General features: G+C 56.2%; 24 protein-coding genes and 1 tRNA gene. 11 read left to right on the forward strand and 14 right to left on the reverse strand.

Annotated elements, in window-relative coordinates; genetic code table 11:
- Positions 1-100 precede the first annotated feature (100 nt).
- The gene (gene rho / locus ACEN2J_RS15760) at positions 101-1405 is read right to left on the reverse strand and encodes a transcription termination factor Rho (RefSeq protein ID WP_442107064.1); all 1305 of its coding nucleotides are present in this window, start codon (positions 1403-1405) and stop codon (positions 101-103) included.
- A 132-nt stretch (positions 1406-1537) separates the two neighbouring features.
- A complete protein-coding gene (gene hemJ / locus ACEN2J_RS15765) occupies positions 1538-1987 on the reverse strand; it encodes a protoporphyrinogen oxidase HemJ (protein ID WP_442107065.1) in 450 nt (149 codons plus the stop codon).
- Between the two features lie 388 nt (positions 1988-2375).
- Between hemJ and ACEN2J_RS15770 the strand changes: the two genes are divergently transcribed.
- The 4 genes from ACEN2J_RS15770 to dnaQ are packed head-to-tail and all read left to right on the forward strand — an operon-like array spanning position 2376 to position 5089.
- Positions 2376-2978: a Maf family protein gene (locus ACEN2J_RS15770; protein ID WP_442107066.1), complete on the forward strand. Its 603-nt coding sequence runs from the start codon at positions 2376-2378 to the stop codon at positions 2976-2978.
- Positions 2975-3814, forward strand: a complete 840-nt coding sequence (locus ACEN2J_RS15775) for a shikimate dehydrogenase (protein ID WP_442107067.1) — start codon at positions 2975-2977, stop codon at positions 3812-3814. The genes ACEN2J_RS15770 and ACEN2J_RS15775 overlap by 4 nt, the downstream gene beginning before the upstream one ends.
- Positions 3811-4404, forward strand: coding sequence for a dephospho-CoA kinase (coaE, locus tag ACEN2J_RS15780; protein WP_442107068.1), 594 nt, complete (start codon positions 3811-3813; stop codon positions 4402-4404). Before ACEN2J_RS15775 ends, coaE begins: the two co-directional genes overlap by 4 nt.
- Entirely contained in the window at positions 4397-5089 is a 693-nt protein-coding gene (gene dnaQ, locus ACEN2J_RS15785) for a DNA polymerase III subunit epsilon (protein ID WP_442107069.1), read from the forward strand. Before coaE ends, dnaQ begins: the two co-directional genes overlap by 8 nt.
- Before the next feature lie 46 nt (positions 5090-5135).
- On the opposite strand, the gene secB is transcribed toward dnaQ, so the two are convergent.
- Both secB and ACEN2J_RS15795 read right to left on the reverse strand, forming a co-directional pair.
- Complete coding sequence (secB, locus tag ACEN2J_RS15790; protein WP_442107070.1) at positions 5136-5636, reverse strand: protein-export chaperone SecB; 501 nt, start codon at positions 5634-5636, stop codon at positions 5136-5138.
- 53 nt (positions 5637-5689) lie between these two features.
- Positions 5690-6208 carry an FxsA family protein gene (locus tag ACEN2J_RS15795; RefSeq protein ID WP_442107071.1) on the reverse strand — a complete coding sequence of 173 codons (519 nt, stop codon included), beginning with the start codon at positions 6206-6208 and terminating at the stop codon, positions 5690-5692.
- A 151-nt stretch (positions 6209-6359) separates the two neighbouring features.
- Between ACEN2J_RS15795 and ACEN2J_RS15800 the strand changes: the two genes are divergently transcribed.
- From ACEN2J_RS15800 to ACEN2J_RS15810, 3 genes are read left to right on the forward strand one after another with little or no spacing between them, the layout of a single operon-like run.
- Complete coding sequence (locus tag ACEN2J_RS15800; protein ID WP_442107072.1) at positions 6360-7019, forward strand: Tim44/TimA family putative adaptor protein; 660 nt, start codon at positions 6360-6362, stop codon at positions 7017-7019.
- Complete coding sequence (mltA, locus tag ACEN2J_RS15805) at positions 7019-8062, forward strand: murein transglycosylase A (RefSeq protein WP_442107073.1); 1044 nt, start codon at positions 7019-7021, stop codon at positions 8060-8062. The genes ACEN2J_RS15800 and mltA overlap by 1 nt, the downstream gene beginning before the upstream one ends.
- Positions 8062-8634, forward strand: a complete 573-nt coding sequence (locus ACEN2J_RS15810) for a Smr/MutS family protein (protein WP_442107074.1) — start codon at positions 8062-8064, stop codon at positions 8632-8634. The genes mltA and ACEN2J_RS15810 overlap by 1 nt, the downstream gene beginning before the upstream one ends.
- Here ACEN2J_RS15810 and ACEN2J_RS15815 read toward each other — a convergent pair.
- The 7 genes from ACEN2J_RS15815 to glmM all read right to left on the reverse strand — a co-directional run bounded on the left by ACEN2J_RS15815 (position 8617) and on the right by glmM (position 17267).
- On the reverse strand, positions 8617-9840 hold the full coding sequence (locus ACEN2J_RS15815) for an MFS transporter (protein ID WP_442107075.1): 1224 nt from the start codon (positions 9838-9840) through the stop codon (positions 8617-8619). The two genes, ACEN2J_RS15810 and ACEN2J_RS15815, sit on opposite strands and share 18 nt — an antisense overlap.
- Before the next feature lie 120 nt (positions 9841-9960).
- Positions 9961-11268, reverse strand: coding sequence for an ATP-dependent protease ATPase subunit HslU (gene hslU / locus ACEN2J_RS15820; protein ID WP_442107076.1), 1308 nt, complete (start codon positions 11266-11268; stop codon positions 9961-9963).
- On the reverse strand, positions 11261-12331 hold the full coding sequence (locus tag ACEN2J_RS15825; protein WP_442107077.1) for a hypothetical protein: 1071 nt from the start codon (positions 12329-12331) through the stop codon (positions 11261-11263). The genes hslU and ACEN2J_RS15825 overlap by 8 nt, the downstream gene beginning before the upstream one ends.
- Positions 12324-12881 (reverse strand): ATP-dependent protease subunit HslV, encoded by a 558-nt coding sequence (gene hslV / locus ACEN2J_RS15830; protein ID WP_442107078.1) that lies wholly within the window; start codon positions 12879-12881, stop codon positions 12324-12326. Before hslV ends, ACEN2J_RS15825 begins: the two co-directional genes overlap by 8 nt.
- Before the next feature lie 100 nt (positions 12882-12981).
- Entirely contained in the window at positions 12982-14901 is a 1920-nt protein-coding gene (cysN, locus tag ACEN2J_RS15835; protein WP_442107079.1) for a sulfate adenylyltransferase subunit CysN, read from the reverse strand.
- Positions 14901-15824, reverse strand: coding sequence for a sulfate adenylyltransferase subunit CysD (gene cysD / locus ACEN2J_RS15840; RefSeq protein ID WP_442107080.1), 924 nt, complete (start codon positions 15822-15824; stop codon positions 14901-14903). The genes cysN and cysD overlap by 1 nt, the downstream gene beginning before the upstream one ends.
- A gap of 102 nt (positions 15825-15926) precedes the next feature.
- Complete coding sequence (glmM, locus tag ACEN2J_RS15845; protein ID WP_442107081.1) at positions 15927-17267, reverse strand: phosphoglucosamine mutase; 1341 nt, start codon at positions 17265-17267, stop codon at positions 15927-15929.
- A 232-nt stretch (positions 17268-17499) separates the two neighbouring features.
- Here glmM and ACEN2J_RS15850 point away from each other — a divergent pair.
- The 3 genes from ACEN2J_RS15850 to ACEN2J_RS15860 all read left to right on the forward strand — a co-directional run bounded on the left by ACEN2J_RS15850 (position 17500) and on the right by ACEN2J_RS15860 (position 19805).
- Positions 17500-17575 (forward strand) — tRNA-Thr (locus ACEN2J_RS15850).
- A 333-nt stretch (positions 17576-17908) separates the two neighbouring features.
- Positions 17909-18754 (forward strand): viral aspartic protease, encoded by an 846-nt coding sequence (locus ACEN2J_RS15855; protein ID WP_442107082.1) that lies wholly within the window; start codon positions 17909-17911, stop codon positions 18752-18754.
- Positions 18693-19805 carry a hypothetical protein gene (locus ACEN2J_RS15860; RefSeq protein WP_442107083.1) on the forward strand — a complete coding sequence of 371 codons (1113 nt, stop codon included), beginning with the start codon at positions 18693-18695 and terminating at the stop codon, positions 19803-19805. The genes ACEN2J_RS15855 and ACEN2J_RS15860 overlap by 62 nt, the downstream gene beginning before the upstream one ends.
- Positions 19806-19885: 80 nt before the next feature.
- Here the strand turns inward: ACEN2J_RS15860 and ACEN2J_RS15865 are convergent, their stop codons facing one another.
- Genes ACEN2J_RS15865 through ACEN2J_RS15875 form a run of 3 tightly spaced genes read right to left on the reverse strand, consistent with a single transcriptional unit; the run spans position 19886 to position 24997 of the window.
- Positions 19886-23158 (reverse strand): efflux RND transporter permease subunit, encoded by a 3273-nt coding sequence (locus tag ACEN2J_RS15865; protein WP_442107084.1) that lies wholly within the window; start codon positions 23156-23158, stop codon positions 19886-19888.
- An 11-nt stretch (positions 23159-23169) separates the two neighbouring features.
- On the reverse strand, positions 23170-24333 hold the full coding sequence (locus ACEN2J_RS15870) for an efflux RND transporter periplasmic adaptor subunit (RefSeq protein WP_442107085.1): 1164 nt from the start codon (positions 24331-24333) through the stop codon (positions 23170-23172).
- A gap of 4 nt (positions 24334-24337) precedes the next feature.
- A complete protein-coding gene (locus ACEN2J_RS15875; RefSeq protein ID WP_442107086.1) occupies positions 24338-24997 on the reverse strand; it encodes a TetR/AcrR family transcriptional regulator in 660 nt (219 codons plus the stop codon).
- A 209-nt stretch (positions 24998-25206) separates the two neighbouring features.
- Between ACEN2J_RS15875 and ACEN2J_RS15880 the strand changes: the two genes are divergently transcribed.
- The gene (locus tag ACEN2J_RS15880; protein WP_442107087.1) at positions 25207-26196 is read left to right on the forward strand and encodes a glycosyltransferase; all 990 of its coding nucleotides are present in this window, start codon (positions 25207-25209) and stop codon (positions 26194-26196) included.
- Positions 26197-26271 lie beyond the last annotated feature (75 nt).

Genomic DNA, 26271 nt, shown 5'->3' on the forward strand with positions numbered 1-26271 from the left:
CAAATTCCCCAGCCAAGAACAGACTTCACAAACAAAATCGGTTTTCGCTTCCTTATCAAGGCTGCGAAAACCGAAAGATTCGAACAAAGGCCTGTCGGTTTTATGTATTCATTGAATCAAAGAAATCTGCGTTCGATTTTGTTTGTTTCAACTTCGAAATCAGGAACTCAATCGCGTCGGTCGTCCCCATTGGGTTCAAAATCCGCCGCAGAACATAGGTTTTCTGCAGATCATTTTTATCAACCAGCAGATCTTCCTTACGCGTACCAGATTTAAGAATATCCATTGCTGGGAACACGCGTTTATCCGCAACTTTACGATCAAGCACGATTTCCGAGTTACCCGTACCTTTGAACTCTTCAAAGATCACTTCATCCATGCGCGACCCAGTATCAATCAACGCAGTCGCGATAATCGTCAGAGAGCCACCCTCTTCGATGTTCCGCGCGGCACCAAAGAACCGCTTCGGCCGTTGCAACGCATTCGCATCCACACCACCGGTCAAAACCTTACCAGATGATGGCACAACCGTGTTAAATGCACGGCCCAAACGCGTGATCGAATCCAACAAAATCACCACGTCGCGCTTATGCTCGACCAGCCGTTTTGCCTTTTCAATCACCATTTCGGCCACTGCTACGTGACGCGTTGCTGGCTCGTCAAACGTCGAAGACACGACCTCGCCCTTAACCGAGCGTTGCATGTCCGTCACCTCTTCAGGCCGTTCATCGATCAGCAAAACGATCAAATAACATTCCGGATGATTGGTTGCGATCGAATGCGCGATATTTTGCAGCAGCACAGTCTTACCCGTCCGCGGCGGCGCGACGATCAACCCACGCTGGCCTTTACCAATTGGGGCCACAAGGTCGATGATCCGCGCTGACCGGTCCTTCAATGTCGGATCGTCAACTTCCATCTTAAACCGCTCATCCGGGTACAGCGGCGTCAGGTTGTCAAAATGGACCTTATGACGTGCTTTTTCTGGATCATCAAAGTTGATCCGCGTCACCTTGGTCATGCTGAAATAACGCTCGGTTTCACGCGGCGCCGCAATCACACCTTCAATCGTGTCACCGGTACGCAGTGAAAACATCCGAATGATCTCGGGCGAAACGTAAATATCATCTGGTCCGGGCAGGTAGTTGGCCGAAGGCGACCGCAAAAAGCCAAAGCCGTCTTGCACCACTTCCAACACACCGTCGCCGCCGATTTCCCAGCCTTCTTCGGCATGCTCTTTCAGCAACGAGAACATCATCTCGCCCTTGCGCATCGAGGGTGCGTTATCGATATCCCATTCTTCTGCCATCGCCAGCAAATCGGCAGGCGTTTTCGCCTTTAGATCCGCAAGATTAAGACGCTGCACGTCTTCTTCTTCTTCAACAATGGTATTTTCTTCGTTCATCTTCTAAATCATCCTTGGTCCAAACCCCAAAACGGGGCCAGACATCGCCTAAGAAATGGGAATCGCTTTACAGACCGGACGGTCCAGCTCACTCGCAATTAGGCGAGCCTTAGATAAAAGTCAATCATCGCGTCAAAACTTGACGATAACCGACAAGACAATCACGATCATCAGCACTGTGGGCAGCTCGTTCATCATTCGGTAGCGCCGCCCTGTCAGCGTATTTTGCCCCGCCATGAAATCCTTCCGCCGAAGGCCAAGCCAATGATGAAACCAAGTCATCACAATCACCGATGCCGCTTTGGTCCATGGCCAGACCATCGACCAATCCACAATCCCCGGTGTTGCCACTAACAAAAGCCCAAAAACCCATGTAGCGATCATCGCCGGGTTCATAATCACCCGTAGCAGCTTCATCTCCATCGTTTGAAACAGCTTATCTGTTACCTCACCCGTCTGCACCTGCTCGGCATGATACACAAACAGCCGTGGCAAATAAAATAACCCGGCCATCCACGTGATGACCGACATGACATGCAGTGCTTTTACCCAAAGATAGACATCCGCCAGAAATGAAGTCATGTGATTTTCCTTTTCTTACTTCTAATAAATATAAGTATTTATAGAGGATGTAGTAATAGATGGGCCTATGGATATGGGAATAGCGCAAATTGCCCCAGTATTCATCCACAGATTTCAACTTGTGGATAGGAATGTGAATAAAAAAAGGAGCCTATAAAAACGTATAGTTTTCTGATACTTGAATTCCATCTGATCTTAAAAACTTTTCCACATGGGGAACCTAAGCACAGTTTTCCCAACCCGTATTTACCCGCTGTCCACATGTGGATATCATCTCTGAAAGCTTTTCAAAAAGCCCACTTTACCCACACCAGCCTCTAAACCCTGCGTTCTCCACAAAACTGCATGCCGGAACATATCAAGATTTTCCACAGGACTGTTCACAGCCATGACTGCCCCAGAAATCATTCTCGCCTCGTCATCCAAAACCCGCGTACAGATGCTAAACGCCGCCGGTCTTGTGTTTACCCACGCCCCTGCCCGCATAGATGAAGAGGCTATTCGCGCCAGCCTAGAGGCCGAAGGTGCCAAGCCGCGCGACATCGCAGACCTGCTCGCCGAAATGAAGTCCCGAAAACTGGCCGAGAAAAACCCTGATGCCTTTGTAATTGGATGTGATCAAGTACTTGATTTTAAAGGAAAGGTATGGGGAAAACCCTCGACAGAACAAGATGCTATTGACCAGCTTACCCAACTGCGGGGCCAAACGCATCATCTGCTATCGGCTATCGTCGCCTATCATCAGGGTGAACCGGTCTGGCGGCATATCGGTAAGGCACAGCTTACTATGCATGATGTATCTGACCAATTTTTGGCGGGCTATGTTGATCGAAACTGGGATAGCATCCGTCATTCCGCTGGCTGCTATCTACTAGAACACGAAGGCGTGCGCCTGTTTTCTGCGGTTCAGGGTGATTACTTTACCATCCTTGGGCTTCCCCTGTTGCCGCTCTTGGGCTATCTCAGATCGAGGGGATTTATAGAGACATGACAGACCATCCGCGCATTCCACTGGCAGGGGTTATCGGCTCGCCGATCGCACACAGCCGTTCGCCGATTTTGCACAATTACTGGCTGAAACGCTATGGTATTAAAGGCCATTATATCCCTATGGATATCGGCCAAGGCGATCTGGCCGAGGCATTGCGCATGTTGCCCAGGATGGGTTTTGTCGGTCTGAATGTCACTATTCCCCACAAAGAAACCGTCATTCGTTTGGCTGATATTGTGACCGACCGTGCCGCTTTGATCGGCGCCGCCAATACGCTGATTTTCCGTAGCGATGGCAAAATTCATGCCGACAATACCGATGGTTCTGGTTTTATCGCTAACCTGCGTCAAAACGCTCCGGATTGGCAGCCCAAAGCTGGCCCTGCGGTGGTCTTTGGTGCGGGGGGTGCGGCCCGTGCAGTCATCGCCGCGTTGATAGAGGTTGGTGTGCCCGAAATTCGTCTGGCCAACCGCACCCGCGCCCGTGTCGAGGCGTTGCGCGCTGATTTTGGGGCCAAGATTACGCCGGTGGATTGGGTGCAAATTCCGCATATGTTGGATGATGCTGCCACAGTTATCAATACCACCGCTTTGGGCATGATTGGTAAGCCGGAATTGAACATCGCGCTGGACAACCTAAACCCCAAAGCTTTGGTCAATGACCTCGTTTATACCCCACTTCAAACCGAATTTCTAACCGCCGCAGCCGAGCGGGGCTGTAAAACGGTTGATGGCCTTGGCATGCTGTTGCATCAGGCCGCACCGGGGTTTGAGCGTTGGTTTGGCCACCGCCCCGAGGTGGATGAGGAAACCCGTGATGCCGTGATGGGCGTGTGATGCCCTATCTGTTGGGGCTAACCGGCTCTATCGGTATGGGCAAATCGACCACTGCTGGTTTTTTTGCGGCTGCTGGCGTGCCAGTGTGGGATGCTGACGCTGCTGTGCACCGGATGTATGGAATGGGTGGTGCGGCGGTGGCGCCGATTACAGCGCTGTGGCCACAGGCGCAAAACGCGGGTGCGATTGATCGTACGGCGTTGAAAGCGGTTATTGCGGCAGATCCAACAGCCTTGGGCCAGATTGAGCGGATCGTGCACCCGTTGGTTGCCCAAGACCGCGCCGCGTTTCTGGCTGCCTGCACCGCCGATATCGCTGTTTTTGACATCCCTCTTTTGTTTGAAAAAGGGACCGAGGCCGATATGGATGCCACGCTTCTGGTCACCGCACCCCCTGCCCTGCAGCGCGCCCGCGTTATGGCACGTGAGGGCATGACCGAGCCGCAGTTTCAAACCATCCTATCGCGCCAAATGCCCGACGTTGATAAGCGGCAACGCGCGACGCATATCATTGAAACCCTTAGCTTATCTGCGGCCAGTGCCTGTGTGACTGCGCTGATTGGCTATATCCGAGAGGTGCGCCATGCGTGAAATCGTACTCGATACTGAAACCACGGGGTTTGAGCCGACCGAAGGTGACCGCATTGTCGAAATCGGCGCTGTTGAGCTGTTCAATCACATGCCCACCGGCCGCACCTATCATCAATATATCAACCCCCAACGCCCCATGCCCAAAGCCGCGTTTGAGGTGCATGGGCTGGGCGATGACTTCTTGCGCGACAAACCGGTTTTCCGCGATATTGCGCAGGCATTTCTTGATTTTGTTGGCAGCGATCTGCTGGTCATTCACAACGCCAGCTTTGATATGAAATTCCTTAACCATGAGTTGGGCGTTGTCGGCTTGCCGAAACTGCCTTTGAAACAAGCGCTGGATACGCTGGCGATTGCGCGGCAAAAGTTCCCCGGCTCACCCGCGTCGCTGGATGCGCTGTGCCGCCGTTTCGGGGTTGATAACTCGAACCGTGAAAAGCACGGCGCGTTGTTGGATAGCGAAATTCTGGCCGAGGTGTATTTAGAGCTGATTGGCGGCCGCCAGCCCGATTTTGCTCTGTCAGCCGAAAGCCAGCGTGCGGCAGGCGGTCCCCAAGCTGATGAGTGGCGGCCAAAACCGCGCCCGACCGCCCTGCCCCCGCGCATTACCGAGGTCGAGATCACGGCCCATATCACTTTTGTCGAGAAACTGGGTGAAACTGCGATCTGGCGTAAACGCCAATAAAAAAGTCGGGCAAAGCGCCCGACCTTTCCTAATTTATATCAACAGCTTAGTTGGCTGGCTGTGCCGCTTTTTGCTCTTCTACACGGCGGGCAAGCTCGGCACGGTACAGCGCCAAGAAATCAACCGTGTCGATGTTCAACGGCGGGAAGCCACCATCGCGGGTCACATCTGAAATGATGCGGCGCACGAATGGGAACAGCATACGGGGGCATTCGATCAGCAAGAACGGATGCATCTGATCTTCTGGCACGCCTTCAACGTGGAAGATGCCGCCGTAATCCAGCTCTACCACAAACAAAACCTCATCATTGGCTTTGTTTTTCGACGTAACACGGAACTTGGTGATCACTTCAAATTGGTTGTCAGCCGACCGCTTGCGCGCATCAAGGCTAACGGCCACTTGGGTATCGGGCTGCACGTCGCCGGCCTGCATGCCGCGTTGCGCCACAGCGTTTTCAAACGACAAATCGCGGATGAACTGGCCAAGGACTTGCATTTTTACGCCTTCAGAAGGCTGGGCCGCGGCGGCCCCGTTTGCTTCGGTCATCTTACTCTCCCATAAATTCGTTGCGCATTGTTTAGCAGGTCATTGAAACGGTCTCAATGCTCTGTCCAGCCAGAAGGGTGCTTGTTTATGGGTTTATGCGACGTGGCTTGTGGTTTTGGCGCGTCGGACAGATCGGAATATTCGCCGTCGATTATATCGTCACTGCGGCGCCCAGAATTTGGGTGTGGGTTTGGCCCCGCCTGAAAGCTGGCGCTAAAGCTGTTGACTTGCACGCGCGATGCCAAAAAGCCAATGACGGCCTGCCGCACTGATGGCACCAACAGCAAAAACCCGATCGCATCGGTGAAAAACCCCGGTGTCAGCAGCAAAACCCCTGCCAGCACGATCAGCGCCCCATGTGCCAGCGGCGAAAGCGGGTCGCGCATCTGCGACATTGAATTGCGCAGCTCTCCCAGCACCTTAATGCCTTGTTGCCGCACCAAATGCGTGCCGATGATGCCCGTCAACAGCACAATCGCAAGGGTTGGCCAAAGGGTCAGCCAACCACCAACTTTGACGAACAAACCGATCTCAATCAGAGGTACGGCGATGAAAGCCAGAAAAAGCCACATAATGGGCCTCCTTTCCCGGTTTCCCGGTGATTTCTTTACATGCGTGGCGGTAGACTTGCGCCCCCCCACACCCTACATAAGGATAAAGCGGTGTGACACCAACACCCCAATCTTGTTTCGGGGCCTATCCCCGGCGTTCTGAGGTCTGATTATGAATTCTTCGCTGATCCAACTTCTCGTTCTGGCAGGGATTGCTGTTTTCCTGATCCTAAAGCTGAAATCTGTGCTCGGCACGCGCGAAGGTTTTGAAAAACCGCCCATCCCGCAAGAGGATGCCAAGCCACGGGGCCGCAAGTCATTTGAGGTGATCGAAGGCGGCCCTGACCGTGATATCATTGACCATGCGCCCGAAGGCAGCGATGCCGCCAAAGCACTGGCCGCGATGAAATCAGCCGAGCCAAGCTTTGCCGTGGGTGAGTTTTTGGGCGGCGCGCGTGGCGCCTATGAGATGATCTTTATGGCGTTTGAAGCAGGCGACATGGCGCAGATCAAGCCATTCCTGAGCGCAGATGTATTTGAAAGCTTTTCCGAGGCGGTAGAGGCGCGTGAGGCGCAGGGCCTGACGATCGAGGCAAAGTTCATCGGTATTCGTGAATTGGCGCTGCAAGATGCGACCTTTGATGCCGCAACCCGTGAAGGCGAAATTTCGGTGCGCTTTGTGGCCGAGCTGAACTCGGTTGTGCGCAATAAACTGGGTGAGATTGTCGAAGGCAGCGCGACCGAAATCAAACGTCAGCGCGATGTTTGGACGTTCTCGCGCCAGATGGGGGCGAAAGACCCGAACTGGCTGCTGGTTGCCACTGGCGACTGATGCGTGGCGCGGCCCGCCTTTTTGCATGGGCCGCTGCGCCCGTGCTTGCGCTCGGGTTAATAACGGGGCCTGCAATGGCGCAGATGTTGGAATTCAGTGATTTGGACGGGTGGCAAGATGATAATCATCGCGCCGCCCTTTCCACTTTTATCGATACCTGTTCGCTGTTGGATGATCCTGACTGGACCCCGATTTGCCGCCTTGCGCCCGATGCAATGGCCTCAGACGCCGCCGCGCGCAGCTTCTTTGAAATGCTGTTTCGACCTGTCGTTATTGGCGAGGGGCCAGCGCTGTTTACCGGCTATTATGAGCCAGAGCTAGCGGGCTCACCCGTGCGCAGCCCGCGCTATCCCTACCCAATCTACGCCCGCCCGCCCGAGCTGCAAGACGGCCAGCAATGGCTGGACCGTAGCGCGATTGAGGCTAGCGGCGCGTTGCGCGGCAGGGGTCTGGAAATCGCTTGGCTAGAAGACCCGGTGGAGGTGTTTTTCCTTCAAGTTCAAGGCTCTGGTCGGATTAGGCTGCCGAACGGTAAGGTGGTGCGGGTGGGATATGCGGGGCGCAACGGCCATCCCTACCGGTCTGTTGGCAAAGAGTTGATACGCCGCGGTATTTTGGGTGAACACGATGCCTCTGCCCAAGGGATCAAGGCGTGGGTGCGGGCAAACCCTGCGCTTGGCAGAGAACTTTTGCAACATAACCCGTCATTCGTGTTCTTTCGCCGTTTGCCCGATTTACCGCCTGAAAAAGGGCCAATTGGGGCGATGGGGCGCTCTATCACCACCATGCGCAGTGTGGCGGTGGACCCAACCTATATGCCTCTGGGCGCGCCGGTTTGGGTGGAAAAAAACGGGCGCAACCCATTGCGGCGGCTGATGATTGCCCAAGATACGGGTGGTGCGATTAAAGGTGCGCAACGGGCCGATATTTTCTTTGGTACGGGCGTGCAGGCAGGCGAAGATGCGGGCCAGCTAAAAGATAACGGCCGCATGGTCGTGCTATTGCCAATAGAGCGGGCCTTTGCCCAGCTGGAGGCAGAGTGATGTCACGTCGCCGGTCCCTACACCCCGAAGAAGAGGAATTGTGGAAAGCAGTCGCGCGGACGGCCAAACCAATGCACGCCCCGATTTTTCGCCGAAAAATCACTGAAACGCCTTTGGAACCGCCTGTTACCCCCTTTAAACTGCCATCGGCGCCGCGCATCGCTCCGTTTCGGATGGGCGAAAAGCCTGCCACCCCGCAACCGAAACCTGTCGCGGCCTCTGGTTTGCACATGGATGCCAAAGCCTTTGGCAAAATGACGCGCGGCAAGTTGGTGCCCGAGGCGCGGATTGATTTGCACGGCATGACCTTGGACGTGGCGCACCCTGAATTGGTCCGGTTTATCCTGAGCGCCCATGCCAATGGGTTGCGCTTGGTGCTGGTGATTACAGGCAAGGGCAAACCGGGCGTCGATAGTGGCCCAATTCCGCGCCGTTCGGGGATTTTGCGCCAGCAGGTGCCGCATTGGTTACGCCAAAACCCCTGCGCGCCCGCCATTTTGCAAGTGACCGAGGCGCATTTGCGGCATGGCGGCAGTGGTGCCTGCTATGTGTACCTACGGCGCAGTCGTTAGGGCGCGTTGGGCGTTGCGCAGCGGGATCAGCATGACCAGAATCGCGAAGACAAAGGATGCGGCAAACCCGTAGAGCTGGGCCTCAAAACCTATGCCTGCATCAATCAGCCAGCCTGAAAGGCCGGGGCCGATGGCCGAGCCGAGCACCATCACCGCCGCCACGGCCGATTTGATCGACCCGAGGTAGCGGGTGCCGTAAAACTCGGCCCAGACGGCGCTGGGGATGGTGGCTTGGCCACCACCGGCCATGCCCATCAGCACAACACCCACAGCGGCCCAAGGGATTGTCGGGGCAAAGGCGTGGAGGCTGAACGCAAAGACCAGCGGGATCAGGTAGATAGGCAGTAACCGCGCGGCCCCGAAACGATCAATCGCCCAGCCGTAGAAAATGGTGGAAAGCCCGAAGGCTAGCGTGCCCAGAGGGAAGATCGCGACGAGGGAGAGGTGTTCCCAGCCTTTGATGCTGGCAAAGTGGACTTGGTGAAACCAAAATGCAGTGGCAAAGGCAGGAAAGAACATCATCGCGGGGGTCAGCGCCCAAAACAGCGGGTGGCGTAGCGCCATCGCGCGGGTCCAATGTTGGCCGTTCATGCCTAGGGTTGCGGTATTTTCTGCGGCGCTTTGCGGGGTACGCTCAAGCCGGAGCAGGCGGTGGAGGATGGGCAGGCAGGCCAAGCAAAACAGTGCGGCTGCGATCCAGAGATGGTGCCACTCAAAGCGGGTTTTAAGCCAGACAAAGCTGATGGGCAGCAGCGCCTCGGCTGTCATAAAGCCCATCGTTGCCACAGCCAGCGCGCGGCCCCGTGCGGCGACAAACCAGCGTACCATTGCCACGGTGGCGACATGGCTGGTCATGCCTTGGCCGGTGAAGCGTAGCGCGAAAATAACCAGCGGCAAGGCTGCGGCCCAGGGGTTGAAGGCCATCGCAAGGCAGGCCATCGCGAGGAGGGCGATGACGCCAAGGCCGAGGACGCGAACGCGAAACTTGTCGGCCAGCCCGCCTGCAAACACCATCACCAACGCAGAAAGTCCGGTGCCAAGCATATAGATTAGGCCCCAATCGCCATTGGTCAGCCCGAATTGCGCACGGATTTCACCGCCAAAGATTGAGATAAAAAAGGTCTGGCCAAAACTGGACAGGAACGACAGCAAAGCGCCAGTCGCGAGGAAGGGGGCGTTGTTGCGCAGGAAGGTTAGGGTTTTCATCCGCCTTTGATGCGGGGGTTTTGTCGCGGAGGGAAGCCCGAAAAGCGGGTTTTGCTGAAAAGAGCCGGGGGCCAGCCCCCGGACCCCCGAGGTATTTTTGCCAAGATGAAATTGGGGCTGTTAGAGGACGTAGCGAGAGAGATCGGTGGAGCGGGAAAGTTCACCAAGGTGTTGTTCAACAAAGGCGGCGTTGACCTCGACCGACTCGCCGTCGCGGTCTGGGGCGTTGAAGGAGAGGTCTTCAAAGACGCGCTCGATTACGGTGTAGAGGCGGCGGGCGCCAATGTTTTCGACCGACTGGTTCACCTCGGCTGCGATACGGGCGAGGGCCTGAATGCCGTCTTCGGTAAAGGTGACGGTGACGCCTTCGGTGCCCATAAGTGCCGAGTATTGCAAGGTGAGGGCATTGTCGGTTTCTGTCAGGATGCGGACAAAATCGCCTTCGGTCAGTGGGCGGAGTTCAACGCGGATTGGGAGGCGGCCCTGGAGCTCGGGCAGCAGATCCGAGGGTTTGGCGGTGTGAAACGCGCCCGAGGCGATGAACAGGATATGGTCGGTTTTGACGGGGCCGTGTTTGGTGGAAACGGTTGTGCCCTCAATCAATGGTAGCAGGTCGCGCTGTACGCCTTCACGTGAAACATCGGCGCCGCGGGCATCGGCGCGGGCGCAAACTTTGTCAATTTCATCAATAAAAACAATACCATTTTCTTGAACGGCCTCTAATGCTGCCAGCTTCACGGCCTCATCATCCAGCAGCTTGTCGGCCTCTTCGGACACGAGCATTTCATGGCTTTCGGCGACTGTCATTTTTCGTTTTTGGGTGCGGCCCATTTTGCCAAAGATATCGCCGAGGTTCATCATGCCGCCCATTTGGCCACCTGCACCTTGGCCGGTTGGGTCGAAGGCGGCAAAGGGGTTGGTAGTGTCAGCGATTTCAAGCTCGATCACGGTGTCGTCCAGCTCGCCTGCCTTTAGTTTGCGGCGGAACATTTCGCGGGTTTGTTCGCGCGCGTCTTTGCCGGCAATGGCCTCAATCACGCGGTCTTCGGCGGCGAGTTTGGCTCGGGCTTTGACGTCTTCGCGCATATGGGCGCGGGTGTCGATCATGGCGGCATCAACCAGATCGCGGATGATGCTTTCGACATCGCGGCCGACATAGCCGACCTCTGTAAATTTGGTCGCCTCAATTTTCAGAAACGGCGCGCGGGCGAGTTTGGCGAGGCGGCGGCTGATTTCTGTTTTACCAACGCCGGTTGGCCCAATCATTAGGATGTTTTTTGGGTACACTTCATCGCGCAGATCATCGCCCAGTTGTTTGCGGCGCCAGCGGTTGCGCAAGGCCACGGCAACGGCGCGCTTGGCGTCATTTTGGCCGATGATATAGCGGTCAAGCTCGGATACGATTTCGCGGGGGGTAAGATCAGTCATGGATCACCTTAGCATAGGGCGGCAAACGGGATTTGCCGGGGAAATTAGGTAAAAGGCGCATCAAGCCGATGCGCAACTGGGTCCAAAACGTGCCCAGCAGGGTAAGGCCAAGGCCGACGATGAACAGCACCAAGGCCCAAGATCCGGGCGAGGTGGGGTCGGTCAGCACATAGCCGATCAGAAAGATCAGATAGCCGATACCAGCTGTCAGGAAGGAGCGGCGGTCGATCACCAGTGCCAGTACGGCAACCAGCGCCAGAGACAGCGCCAGCAGCGCATAGCCCAGCCCCGCGCCCATGTTGTAAAACGTCAGTGCGACGGTGTTCACCAAGGCGGGAGCGGCCAAAATATGCAGCCAAAACCCCGATGCCGCGTTGCGCCCAAGGCGGTGCGGGTCGCGCATATCAAACCACAACCCAGCCGCCAGCGCGGTTAGGCCAAAGATCAGCGTGCCGAGTGGCAGGTTTGACCCTGTGCGCAGGTCAAAGGCTTGCCCAAAGTTGCGGAGCGTAAAACCGGTGCCATCAAGGTTGCCCGAGATGGACATCGCGATGCTGAACCCAGCAAGCCCGATCAGAAACATGGTGAAGGGCAAGCGAAACTTGCGATACCACAGCAGTAAGAACCCGATTGTGCCTGTAAGGGTTAGGCCGATGGGCACAGCCTGCATTGCGGGCTTTGGCATAACCAGCGCGAGCAGCCAAAACACCACGACCGCACAGGCCGCCGCATAGGCGCAGACCAGAACGATAGAGGGCAGCATCATTCGCCGGTTTAGCGTGAAATACCGCGCGAGGCCCCACGCCATGGCGGCATAAACAGCGGCGGCGATACCGTTGTTTTCAATAAGCATTGTTAGGCCAGCGATGCCAGCGATCAGGATGCACAGACCCACGGCTACGAAAATCTCGGCAAAGCCTTTGAACAGTTCAAAGGGTTCATCCTCGGCGATACGCAGTCCGGCGCGGGCTTGGGCCGTGGCCAGTAGGCTTGCGGCCTGTGCCTCGGTTATCGTACCTGCGGCAACGGCAGCGCGCAGATCATCAGGGGAAATATCAGCCACGGATGGTTTCCACGGTAAGGTTGCCATTGGTGTAAACGCAAATATCGGCGGCAATTGCCATGGCTTTGCGGGCGATATCCTCGGCGGGCAGGTCGGTGGTCATTAACCCCCGCGCTGCGGCCAAGGCAAAGTTGCCGCCCGAGCCAATGGCCGCGATGTCATGTTCGGGTTCCAGCACATCACCGGCACCCGTGATGACAAACAGATCACGCCCATCGGTGACAATCAGCATCGCCTCAAGATTGCGCAGGTATTTGTCCATCCGCCAGTCTTTGGCCAGATCCACAGAGGCGCGGGCCAGTTGCCCCGGCATTGCCTCAAGCTTTTTTTCGAGCCGTTCCAACAGGGTAAAGGCATCGGCGGTTGATCCGGCAAAGCCGCAAACCACATCGCGCCCACCTGGCGATAGGCGGCGCACCTTGCGGGCCGAGCCTTTGATGACGGTTTGCCCAAGGCTAACCTGCCCATCGCCCGCCACGACAACCTCGCCGCCGCGCCGCACCGCCAGAATGGTTGTACCGTGCCAACCGGGGAATTTATCTTCAGCCATGATCGCCCTCCGTATCAGTGTTATATATGGCTGGCTGAGGCGGGCAGTACAAGGCGGCAGCGAAAAAGGGCGGCCCGAGTGATGGACCGCCCTTTTTGTTTTAGCTGTTCAACAAGGCCGCGATGACCTGTTCGGCGGCGTCTTCGGCGGTCAGTTCGACCGTGTTGACGATGATTTCGGCATCTTCTGGCGGCTCATACGGGCTGTCGATACCTGTAAAGTTTTTCAGGTTGCCTGCGCGGGCTTTCTTATAAAGGCCCTTCACGTCACGCTCTTCGGCCACAGCCAGCGGGGTGTTGACGTAAACCTCCATAAACTCGCCCTCGGCCATCATTTCGCGCACCATCTGCCGTTCGGCGCGGAAAGGCGAGATGAAGGCGGTCAGTACGATCAATCCGGCATCGGTCATCAGCTTGGCCACCTCACCCACGCGGCGGATGTTTTCCACGCGGTCGGCATCGGTAAAGCCAAGGTCGCGGTTCAGCCCGTGGCGCACGTTATCGCCATCCAACAGGAAGGTGTGCTTGCCCATCGCGTGCAGTTTCTTTTCCACGATGTTCGCAATGGTCGATTTGCCAGAACCAGACAGACCGGTAAACCAGACAACCTTGGGCTTTTGCGTTTTGATCGCGGCATGGGCGTTGCGGTCAATATCCAGTGCTTGCCAGTGGATGTTTTGGCTGCGGCGCAGGGCGAAATGCACCATGCCAGCGGCGACGGTTGCGTTTGTCATCCGGTCGATTAGGATAAAGCCGCCCAGATCGGGGTTTTGCGCATAGGATTCGAACGGAATGGCGCGGTCGGTCGAAATATTGACCACGCCAATCGCATTCAGCCCCAAGGTTTGCGAGGTCAGGTGTTCCAGCGTGTTGACGTTCACCTCATATTTCGGCTCGGTCACTGTGGCGGTCATGGTTTGGGTGCCTATTTTCAGCAGATAGGGGCGGCCGGGCAACATCTCGGCCTCATCCATCCAAACCAGCGTTGCCTCAAACTGATCGGCAACTTCGCAGGGTGCGTCGGATGCGGTGATAACGTCACCGCGCGAACAATCTACCTCATCGGCAAAGGTCAGCGTGACCGATTGGCCCGCTACAGCGCGATCAAGATTGCCGTTATAGGTGACGATCGATTTAACGCGCGTGGTTTTGCCCGAAGGCAGCACGCGGATCGCATCACCGGGGGCAATGCTGCCCGACCCGATTTGCCCCGCAAAGCCACGGAAATCGAGGTTAGGGCGGTTGACCCATTGCACGGCCATGCGGAACGGTTGATCCGCCATTTGGGCCACGTTGATCGGTGCATCCTCTAGGTGGCCCAGAAGGGTAGGGCCTTGATACCAAGGCATATTTTCCGACTTGGTGACGATATTATCGCCAGCCAGCCCCGAAATAGGCATCGGCAAAAATGATTTCATCCCGATTTTCTGGGCAAAATGCGAGTATTCTTTAACGATCTCATAGAACCGCTCTTGGCTGTAGCCCACCAAATCCATCTTATTCACCGCAAGCACGATGTTTTTGATGCCCAGCAGGTTCACCAAATACGAATGCCGCCGCGTTTGGGTCAGCACCCCTTGGCGCGCGTCGATCAAGATCACGGCCAAATCGGCAGTAGATGCGCCGGTGACCATGTTGCGGGTGTATTGTTCGTGGCCGGGGGTATCGGCGACGATGAACTTGCGCTTATCGGTGGCGAAAAAACGGTAGGCCACGTCGATTGTGATCCCTTGTTCACGTTCAGCGGCCAAACCGTCGACCAGCAGCGCAAAATCAATACCCGCGCCTTGGGTCCCGTGCGATTTTGAATCGTGCTCAAGGCTGGCAAGCTGGTCCTCAAAAATCATCTTGCTGTCGTACAAAAGGCGGCCGATCAGCGTCGACTTGCCATCATCAACCGACCCGCAGGTGATAAAGCGCAGCATGGTTTTATGCTGATGTTTGACCAGATAGGCGTCAATATCCTCGGCGATCAGGCTATCGGTCACATAGGTGGGGTCTTTGGGTGTAAGTGTAGACATCAGAAATACCCCTCTTGTTTTTTCTTCTCCATACTGGCGGCTTGGTCGTGGTCAATCGCACGGCCTTGGCGTTCTGACGTGGTGGTCAGCAGCATTTCTTGAATGACCTCGGGCAGGGTGGCGGCCATGCTTTCCACAGCGCCGGTCAGCGGGTAACAGCCCAAGGTGCGGAAACGGACCGATTTCATCATCGGCACCTCACCCGCGCTCAGTTGGAACCGGTCATCATCCACCATGATTAACATGCCGCCACGTTCCACCACAGGGCGCGGGGCCGAGAAATACAGCGGCACAATCTCGATGTTTTCAAGGTGGATATATTGCCAGATGTCCAATTCCGTCCAGTTCGACAGTGGAAAGGCACGGATGCTTTCATCCTTGGCTTTGCGGGTATTGTACAGCTTCCACAACTCGGGGCGTTGTTGTTTTGGGTCCCAGCGGTGATTGGCCGAGCGAAACGAAAAAATCCGTTCCTTGGCGCGGGACTTTTCCTCATCACGGCGCGCGCCACCAAAGGCCACGTCAAATTTATACTTGGTCAAAGCCTGCTTCAGGCCTTCGGTTTTCCACATATCGGTGTGGGCTGCGCCATGATCAAACGGGTTGATACCCTTTTCCATGGCCTCGGGGTTTTGATGGACGATCAGGTCCATGCCCGCATCTTTGGCAGCCTTTTCGCGCAGCTTATACATCTCTTGGAATTTCCAAGTGGTATCAACGTGCAGCAGTGGAAAGGGCGGTGGCGCAGGGTAAAACGCCTTTTTCGCCAAGTGGAGCATGCAGGCAGAATCCTTGCCCACCGAATAGAGCATCACCGGATTTTCAGCATTTGCCACCACTTCGCGCATGATGTGGATGCTTTCGGCCTCAAGCCGCTGAATATGCGTCAATCTGCTTGGTGAAATCGTCTCAGATAATGGCATCACAATACCTTTGTAATTTGCTTTTGTTCTATTTGCCAAAAACATGCGTCAGCGGAAAGGCAGTGACGACAAATTTTGCAAAACTATGCATGCTGTGCCCGTTTAGCAGGCGTTTTTAACCGCCTGCACAACCATATTCAAAACCTTCTCCAGCTTGGCCGGGTCTTCGTCTTCGGCCATGACGCGGATCAGCGGCTCTGTCCCGGACTTGCGGATCAAAAGCCGGCCACTGCCCTCTAGCATCTTTTCGCATTTCTGAATGGCTGACAGCACCTCATCAGATTCAAGCGGTGCCGTTCCCTCAGTATAGCGCAAATTGACCAAGCGCTGCGGGATGGGTTTGAACACTTTGGCCAGCTGGCTGGCCTTTTTGCCGGTTTCGACCATAAAGCCCAGAAATTGCAGCGCGGCGATCAGGCCATCGCCTGTGCTGGTGTGGTCGGTCATTACGATATGGCCTGATTGCTCGCCGCCAAGATTGAACCCGCCGGCTTGCATACGCTCCACCACATTGCGGTCGCCGACAGATGTGCGCTCCATCGCGATTCCTTGTGATTGCAGGTGCCGTTCCAACCCAAGATTGGACATAACGGTCGACACAAGTGTTTTTCCCGCCAGTTTACCCTCTGCCGCCCATCGCGTTGCAATCAGGCCCATGATCTGGTCGCCATCGGCAACAGCACCGGTTTCATCAATCAGGATAAGGCGGTCTGCGTCACCATCAAGGCAAATGCCAATATCGGCCCGAGTCTCCAGCACTTTTCTGGCAGCAGCCTCGGGGTGGGTCGATCCGCAGTTGGCGTTGATATTTGTGCCGTCAGGGTCCACCCCGATCGGGATAACATCGGCGCCCAATTCCCACAAAACCGCAGGCGCCGTGCGATACGCCGCCCCATTGGCGCAATCTACCACAATGCGCAAACCCTCAAGCCGTTTGCCGCCGGGGAAAGTGGTCTTGGCATATTCGATGTAGCGCCCACGGGCATCCTCAAACCGGCGCGCGCGGCCAATATTTTCGGGTGCCGCGGGTGCCACGCCTGACTCAAGCAGTTCGGCAATCGTGGCTTCGGCCTCATCCGACAGTTTAAACCCGTTGGGGCCGAAAAATTTGATGCCGTTATCTGCAGCAGGGTTGTGGCTGGCCGAAATCATAACGCCCACATCGGCGCGCAAAGATCGGGTCAGATAGGCAACGGCGGGCGTGGGCACTGGGCCCAGCAAAAATACATTCATTCCGGTTGACAGAAACCCAGCCGTCAAAGCGTTTTCAATCATGTAGCCCGAAAGCCGCGTGTCTTTGCCGATAACAACACGGTATTCATGGTTATCACGGCGAAAATACCGACCCGCCGCAGCACCAAGCCGTAGCGCCACCTCGGCTGTCATTGGCCAGCTGTTCGCCCGCCCGCGCACGCCGTCTGTTCCGAAAAGTGTCTGTGTCATGCTGCCTCTTTTGCATGCCGCCCCGCAGGAAATTTTGCCAAAGAGACGCTGCATTTGCCTATTTTTCTTACAGATTCAAATAGAGCAGACGCTGCACTGTGTCCAGTGTGCTGCAATCGTCTGGCAATCTGTGGCGCGCCTCAGCGCAAATCCTGTTGATATATGCAAACTAAGCGCGGAGTTTGTGAACACTGTTGCATAGGGGGGCCAAGCGAATTATATCGCCCACATGGCCCCAATAGCTCAGCAGGTAGAGCAACTGTTTCGTAAATAGTAGGTCGGCGGTTCGAATCCGTCTTGGGGCACCATTTTTCCAGATATAATAAAATAATATCAAACGTTTGCCGTAAATTTCCCTGCATTGGAGATGCGACGCAAGGTACGGGCACCAAAGGCCGTCATTTGGCTGCCAGCTATCGTAGGTGACAAAGCTGCCAACAATATCTGCAGTGTGGGGTCTTGGAAAATAACCCCTTTCTATGCAAGCAATTTGTCAAGTTTGGCGGGCCAGTGTGCTCGGCGTTTGTGCGTTGCAAATTTGGCAAAAATTTGCGACACATCCCAGTAAGTGCTACCTACAAAGGGGCTTGCTGCATCTCGCGCCAAAGCCCTGCCTACATAAATGAACTTCAAAGGCTGGCATGCTTGTGATCTGGAAAGTGACAGCAATTACCTGCTTTGCCTTGCTAAGTGGCTGCGGTGGGGGTGGGACGAGCGTTACGACCCTGCCGGATGGCGCGGTTGTGTCGACGCCTGCCTTTGATACCTATACGACAGATGACACCGGCTTTAGTCGTGTTCGTTATGACAAATCAACAAGCGCAGACGCGTCCATTATTGCACAGTTTGAAGATGCCGACTGGTCTAGCCCTGAGGGCTATAAAAGCCTGATTACCCTATCGGATGCGCTTTATGCAGGCTCGGTGACGATTGAGGTGCTGGCCCAGATTACAACCGATGGCGGCACGGAAACCACCACCCGCATCTTGCGTCTGACCGCCGATCAAACCCCGTTCCTTAACGAACAAAATGGCGAATTGATTGCGGCGACGGGCAAGTATTATCTGCGCGGGCAGAATTTTGTGTGGGCCACGATTGGCGGCGGGGATTTACTAAGCGGCAGCAACAGCGATGGCCTTGAAAATCTGGTTTTGGATTTTGATACCCAAACCGCAAGTATCAACCTTCGCGCGACAGCATCGGGCACGTCCACCCTGAGTACCGAGATTACAGCCGTAAGCCTTTTCAACATTCGAACCGGCGCTTATGGCGGCGATATTACCGTGAAGGTTAAGGTGCCGGGTAGTATCACAGATCATAACATCTACGGCAGCCTTCGTGGCAATATAGGGGGCACGCCTGCCTATACAAATAGCCTTCATGGTATGACGACATCGGGCCTCTATACTGCAACGGGTACTGTTGATGGCGTGGATGTTTCGGTTGATGGTGTCTTTTTCGGCACTGATCCAAATGCGATACCTTAGCCTTTGCGCAGCCATATTTGGCACCTTATTGGGCCTTGTCGTAACGGCTGATGCTGCGAAAGCTGATGCTGCTGATCGTGCACAAATTGCGGGCATAGCGGGAACAGACCGCCTGCGGATGTTCACCTATGGCAAGTTTCTGGAAACCGGCGTGGCGCCAAGGTCTGTCGTCGGGCGGATGAAAAAGCTTATGGTGGGTCAGGGCTTTTACTATGCCCCCGGAGAGAGCCATGTGATTGCGGCCGAGGCCTGGGCTGCACCCGTCCTGAACTATGATAGCAATATAAACGGCGGCGTATTGAATGATAGCTTTACCTTTAACGGGTTTGTCTTTGACGCCGATCCTACCGTTCGCGCCAAAGCGGGGGTGGTCATGGGGGTTGCTGCGGGTGGCCTGTCGCGGCTTGCCTGGTCCAGTGGCCGTTATATTGAGATGCAGTTGCGCGCCGAGTCTGTCTGGTCACCAGATTATAACATCGGGCGCAGCACCGCCGCGCTGTCATTGTGCAGCCGCAACCATGTGAAAGCATGGACGTTCCTTGATCTGTGCCACAGCGCAACAGGGTCAGATCGTGCGCTTGGGTCCAGTGTTTCACGGGAAACAGCCCTATCTGCAACGCAGTTGTTTCAGACGGGTGCAGGGTACCACGAAATGACGGCCGAGGTTGCACAATTGCAGGATGAGGCAGGGTTTCAGCCTGCAGTCACTTTGTCATGGGGGGCCATATGGGACCGTGCCGCAACAAAGCTGTCACTGACCAAAGCAGCCCCAAAAGCCGGAGAAATCGCCCTGAACAGCCGGATTGCCGCCGATGCACAGTGGTTGATGGGGGGGCACGCGGTGGGCGTAGGCCTGTGGCATCAACGCTTTACCGGCGGGGCGTTTTTGGGAACGGCGCGCAGTGACGCCGCAACAGGCATTAGCCTTTCCTATCAACCACGCGCCGGTTTGACGGTTCAGCTTGGGTATATGGAAAATCGCTCAAATATTGACCTGTTTGATGTGTCGCAATCATCCCTTCAGGTGCGTTTTGATGCTGTGCATTGGTAAGGGCCCATACATGAACGGCTGGCGTTGGCCCGCCAGCCCGCCGAAATAAGGGCAGGCTGACGGGCAATCATTGGTGGCGGCTATTCGGCGGCCGCCAGCGGTTTTTGGGGCTTGGGGCCGCTAATGGCGTCTAACCTATCGCGCAGGGATTGCTGTTCGGCGTTCAGCAGGGCGATACGTTCGGCCAGAATTTCGGACGTTGGGGATGCCACCTCAACATCCGCTTTGCCAATCAAGCGCCCGAACAGGCGGCCCAACAAGCGGCTAAGATCGTCCATGATCAGATAGAACGATGGCACGATTACCAACGACAGCACCGTAGACACAATAATGCCGCCGATCACAGCCGTCGCCATCGGCGCGCGAAAGGATCCGCCTTCACCTACGCCAAGCGCCGAAGGCAACATGCCGGCCGACATTGCGATAGAGGTCATGACGATGGGCCGTGCGCGTTTGTGCCCGGCCTCCATCACCGCTTTGACACGGTCCATGCCCTGCACGCGCATCTCAACAGCAAAATCCACCAGCAGAATGGCATTCTTTGTGACAATCCCCATCAGCATCAATATCCCGATCAACACCGGCATCGATACGGCCGACCCGGTTAGGATCAGGGCCGCCGCCACGCCGCCAATCGCCAGCGGCAAAGACAGCAGGATGGTGAACGGCTGGATCACCGATTTGAACAGCAAGATCAGCACGGTCAGCACCAAGAACAACCCCATCAGCATCGCGTTGCCAAAGGCGGTCATCAGCTCATTTTGCACCTCGGCATCGCCTGCGGGGGCTACGCGCACCGAAGGGGGCAATTCCACCAATGCAATGATCTCATTGAACCGTGCCGTTGCCGTGCCAAGTGCTACACCCACCGGCAGGTTTGCCCCAATGGTTGCCAGCCGTTCGCGGTTCAGGCGGTTCACGGTTGATGGCCCTTCGGAAATCGCAATATCGGCCACGGTTGACAGCGGCACAACTGCGCCGGTTGCCGTGGTCAGTTTTAAGGCGCCCAAGCGGGTCAAATCTTCTCGGGCGGCATCATTCAGCCGCACGCGCACAGGAATCAACCGGTTGTCGATGGACAGTTTTGCAAGGGCCGCATCCACATCGCCAATCGTCCCCACGCGCACCACTTCGGCGATTTGCGCCGAGGTGATACCAAGCCGTGCCGCCTCATCTGTGCGCGGGCTGATCTGAATTTCGGGCCGTGGCAGCGCACCTGATGAGGCAACGCTGGCCAAAAGCGGCTCACCTGACAGGGCCTTTTCCAGCCGCGCCACCGCCTCATTCAGGTCGGCTTCATTGGTGGATAGGATAGAAAAGGAAAGGTCCCGCTCGCCCCTGTCATTCAGCTTAAAGGCGCGCACGTCGGGAATGTTGGCCAGACGTTTGAAAATTTCGGCCTCGATCTGGTTTTGCGGAACCGTCCGCCCCGTGCTTTCAATTTTGGGAATATAAGAGCCAATCAGCGGGGTTCGAGACGCAATTTGCGACAGTTTGTACAACAACGAATGATCAAGACGCGCCAGCAATACAGTCACCGAGGCGCGGCGGATGTCGCGGTCGCCGGTGGGGGATGACCCGCCCAGCACGAACACATCATCTACCCAGTCAATCGACTTGATTTCATCAACCATCGCTTGCGTGGTTTTATCTGTTTGGTCCAATGTGCTGCCGGGGGGCAGTTCGACCGAAATCGGAATGCGGCTCACATCTTCGGGCGGTATGAATGAGCCGGGGATTTGCACCATGAAATAGATGGAAACCGCCAGCACCCCGATAGCCCCCACCAAGGTGACATAGCGAAAGCGCAGGGTTTGCCGGATCATCCGCAAATAGCCGCGCATGATCGGGCCGTCATCGTCGCCCTCGGCATGGGCGTCTTTGTCGCGCATCAAATAGGCCGCCATCATCGGCGTGATAAGCCGCGCAACCAGCAGTGAAAACGCCACAGCAATCGCTACAGTCAGCCCGAATTGTCGGAAATATTGGCCAGGAATACCGGGCATAAACGATACAGGGACAAACACGGCGATAATGGTAAAGGTGGTCGCAATCACCGCCAACCCAATCTCATCCGCCGCCTCAATCGCGGCGCGAAACGGGGTTTTCCCCATGCGGATATGTCGGGCGATGTTCTCTATCTCGACAATCGCATCATCGACCAGAATACCCGTGGCCAGCGTCAGCGCCAAGAATGACACTAGGTTAAGCGAGAACCCCAACATATCCATGACCCAAAAGGTCGGAACCGCAGACAAGGGCAGCGCCACGGCGGCAATCAACGTTGCCCGCCAGTTGCGCAGAAACGCTAGCACCACCAGAATGGCTAGCAACGCCCCTTCCAGCAGGGTGTGAATCGCCGCTTCATAGTTGCCATAGGTGTAAAATACCGTTTCATCAACAAGCTTGATGTCAACCTCAGGGTTGTTCGCCCGCAAGCTGACAAGCTGTTCGTTCACCACCTCGGCCACCGACACTTCGGATGCGCCTTTGGCGCGGAACACCGCGAAACTGACAACCTGATTGCCATTCAGGCTGGAAAAGCTTCGCAATTCCTCATTCGTGTCGACAACGGTACCCAGATCAGACAGCCGCACATGCCGCCCCGAGGGCAAGGCGATGGTGGTTGCGGCCAAGCGTTGCACAGTGGCGGCATCGCCCAAGGTGCGGATCGCCTGTTCGCCTGCGCCCAACTCGGCCCGCCCAGACCCCGTGTTGGCGTTTGTCAGGCGCAACTGTTGGTTCACTTGGGCGGCGGTGATGCCAAAGCTGTTCAGGCGGGTCGAATCCAATTCCACGCGGATTTCACGGTCAGCCCCGCCATAGCGATCGACGCGGCCAATGCCGGGCCTGCCTTGCAAGGATCGTGTGATCACATCATCCACAAACCAAGATAATTCGGCCAAGGACATATTCGGCGCGCTGACGGCAAAGGTCATAATCGCCTGCCCTTCAACGTCAATGCGGGTGACAATCGGGGCGTCGATCGAGCCGGGCAAATCGCCGCGGATCTGGTCGATACCGTCCTTGGTGTCCTGTACCGCTTTGTCGGTCGGGATATCCATGTTGTATTCAACCACAGTGGTCGAAACCCCGTCATTCACGGTCGAGCGTACGTTTTTAACACCGTTGATGCCGGCAACCGCATCTTCGATCTTTTTGGTAACCTGATTTTCCATTTCAGCAGGGGCAGCCCCCGGCTGTGAGACTGAAACGGCCACAAGCGGCACATCAATGTTTGGAAAGCGGGTGATCGGCAGCGCGTTAAAGCTTTGCCACCCCAGCATCATTAACAAAAAGAACGCGAGTAGGGGTGCAACAGGGTTGCGGATGGACCAAGCTGAAAAGTTCATTGCAAACCCCCTTAGTTCGTCGCGGGGACCGGATTAATCCGGTCGCCATCCCGCACAAAAGCGCCAGCCTTGGTGACAATACTGTCGCCTGCCACTAGCCCCGAAACAATCTCGACCCAGCCAGAATCGCGGACACCGGTTTGTACCGGCACTTGGGTAACAAGCCCGTCTTGGACACGTTTGACCGTTGCGCCCTCAGGTGTGCGCCCGATGGCTGTGACAGGCACCGCAAGCACATTGCGTTCCGAAACCAACACCTCGGCGTCAATGAACATGCCCGACCGCAACTGGCGCGGTTGATCCAGCGTGATGCGGGCGCGGCCCAGCCGTGTAATGGCGTCAATCGTTGGCTCCACCAGCCGTACCGTGCCCGTCAGGGCCGTCTCTGCGCCAACCAGCGACAGCAATACTTTTTGCCCTGCCGCGATGCGCATCACGTCAACCTCGGCGACATCCGCGTCCATTTCAAGTTCGCCATCGCGGATCAGCGTAAACATTGGCGCCCCTGTCGCCGACGCGATAGAGCCAACAATCGCGTTGCGCTGGGTAATTTCGCCATTTACCGGCGATTTCACCTCGGTACGGCGCAGTTGCAGGTCGATATTTTCGGTTTGCGCCTGAACAAAGGTAACTTGCGCCCGCGCCCCTTCAAGCGATTGGGCGGCCACAGTCACGCGCGCGGTGGCGGAAATGGCGTTAGAGGCGGCGGTATCTGCGGCGGCCTGCGATGCCGAGCCTTGCTTGCGCAGCGCGGTCGTGCGTTCATTGATGCGCTGCGCCTCATCTGCGGCTGTCCGCGCCTCTATCATTTGCGCTTCGGCTTGCGCAATCGTCGCGCGGGCCGAGGCGAGCGATGCTGCGAGCTGGCTTTTTTGCAATTCGAGCGTGGTTTTGGACAAAATCGCAAGTGTTTGCCCTTCGGTCACAACGTCGCCCACATCGGCCAAAAGCGCCTCAATTGGCTGGCCTTCAATCAAAGGGGCAACCTGAACGGATTCCACGGGTGCGATCAATCCGGTCACTATGGCACGGTCGCGCAACATGCGCTGTTCAACCGCCGATACCGTGATGGCAGGCAAAACGAGGGCCGCAGGGGCTTCGGCTGTTTGTGCTGCTGCCCCCAGAGGTAAACCAAGCAAAGACAGAGCAACTAAAAAAGAAATTTTGGGGGTCATGTGGTCAGCCTTTCTGGGCTGTCAGGGAAATTTCATCAAGGGTTTGGTTAATATTGCGCAGTACAAGCCGCGTGACATCATCGGTTTCCGGCAAGTCGCGGCTTTGGGACGAGCCCGCCTTGACCAGCATCACCAAAAAGCGGGCATGGGCTGTAAATTTCTGTTGTGCTGTGGCCAGCGGCTGCCCTGTGCTGCGGGCAAAGATGGTGGTCAGGTGGTCCACAATCGCGTCTTCCATTCGGGCCGAGGCCTTGCCTATTTCGGGTTTGCGCAGGGCGGCGGCATCAATTTCGGCCCATAGCTGGGTATCAGTGCTGCAACAGGCCGCTGTAATGCGCTGGGCGATTGCGGCGCGCAACGCCGATAGGGGATCGGCGTGCTCTAATATCGCCGCAAAGTCCTGCTCCATCTCGGCCATATCAGACATCACCAATGCCTCGACGATGGCCGCCTTGGATGGGAAATAGCGGTACAGGTTGCCAACGCTCATGTCGGCTGTGCGGGCAACATCTTGCATCGACGCGCCGTCAAAGCCCTTTTCTAAAAAGGCCGTGCGCGCGCTGGCAAGGATGCCTGCGATTCGCTGGTCTACCAAGGGCAGCGATTTTATCTGTTTTACTGTCACCATCACCCCCGAGAATGAACGTTCATTCAGCGTGGGCATAGGTATATCAGCCGAATGATTTTTCAAGCGAAAAATCACACCAAATTTTAAGGATTTGCCAAGATGCTGATCACCGCTGATCAATCCAGCGGCCAAGGGTGCATTTTGCCCGAGTGGCAGGGGATAGATTAGCTGTGGCGCCTGTTGTTTAACTTGTTTTGGTTTTGCGATCACTGACAGTCAGACTTCGGGATAAAGGAGCGTTAAAGATGCAGAGCCCGCCCCGCCTTGTCGCGGTTGTTGTGACGTACAACCGTTTGGATCAGTTGCAAGTGACTGTGCAGCGTTTGCTGGCCGCGCGGGCCGAGGGGCTGGACCGTGTGATTGTGATTGATAATGCCTCGACCGATGGCACCGCCGCTTGGCTTGCGGCCCAAAACGATCCGCGCCTTGTTGTGCTGCGTTGCGCGATCAATGGCGGTGGGGCAGGCGGCTTTGAACAGGGTATGCGCCTTGCCGTGGCGCAGTCTGATCCTGATTGGGTTTTGGTGATGGATGATGATGCGCGTCCAACCCCCGGCGTGATAAAGACCTTTCTAAGCGCGGATCGCAGCACGGCAATGGCGTGGGCGGCGGCTGTGTATCATCCTGATGGCCGGATTTGTGATATGAACAGGCCAACCCTTAACCCCTTTTGGCACCGTGGCATGGTGCGGCGCACCCTGATCGGGGTGCTGCGGGGGCGGGGGCGTGACGGGTTTCATCTGAATGCGGTTGATTATGCGGGTACGGCGCATCGGTCTGTAGACAGCGGGTCATTTGTCGGGCTGTTCATTTCGCGCGACGCAATTCAGACTGTGGGCTATCCTGATGGCGCGCTGTTTATTTATGGCGATGATGTGCTGTATTCGCTGGGTCTGCGGCAGGCTGGCGGCCAGATCTTGTTTGATCCCGCACTCCGGTTCGAGCATGATTTCACCACGTTGCTGGGTGCAGACCAACGGTTTCATCCGCTGTGGAAGGCGTATTACCACTTTCGCAATCTGCTGATGGTTTACCGCTTGGCGGCGGGGCGGTGGTTCTGGTTGGTGCTGCTGTTTATGGTGGTGAAATGGGCGCTTAAGGTGCGGTTCTATCGGGGTGAGCGTGTTCGCTATCTAAAGCTGATAAGCCGCGCCATTTGGGACGGGCTGCTGCGGCGTACCGATGTGGCGCATGCAACTGTGCTGGCATGGGCGGCAGTCAAGCCGCCTGATTAGAGTTATTGTCAAATCTGGTGTTTGAGGCTTGTCGGTCATGCGGCGATCTGGTCTGGGGTTGTGGCTTCAATTCCG

It is taken from the genome of Pseudorhodobacter sp. W20_MBD10_FR17, from assembly GCF_052119765.1.
Classification (GTDB): domain Bacteria; phylum Pseudomonadota; class Alphaproteobacteria; order Rhodobacterales; family Rhodobacteraceae; genus Pseudorhodobacter.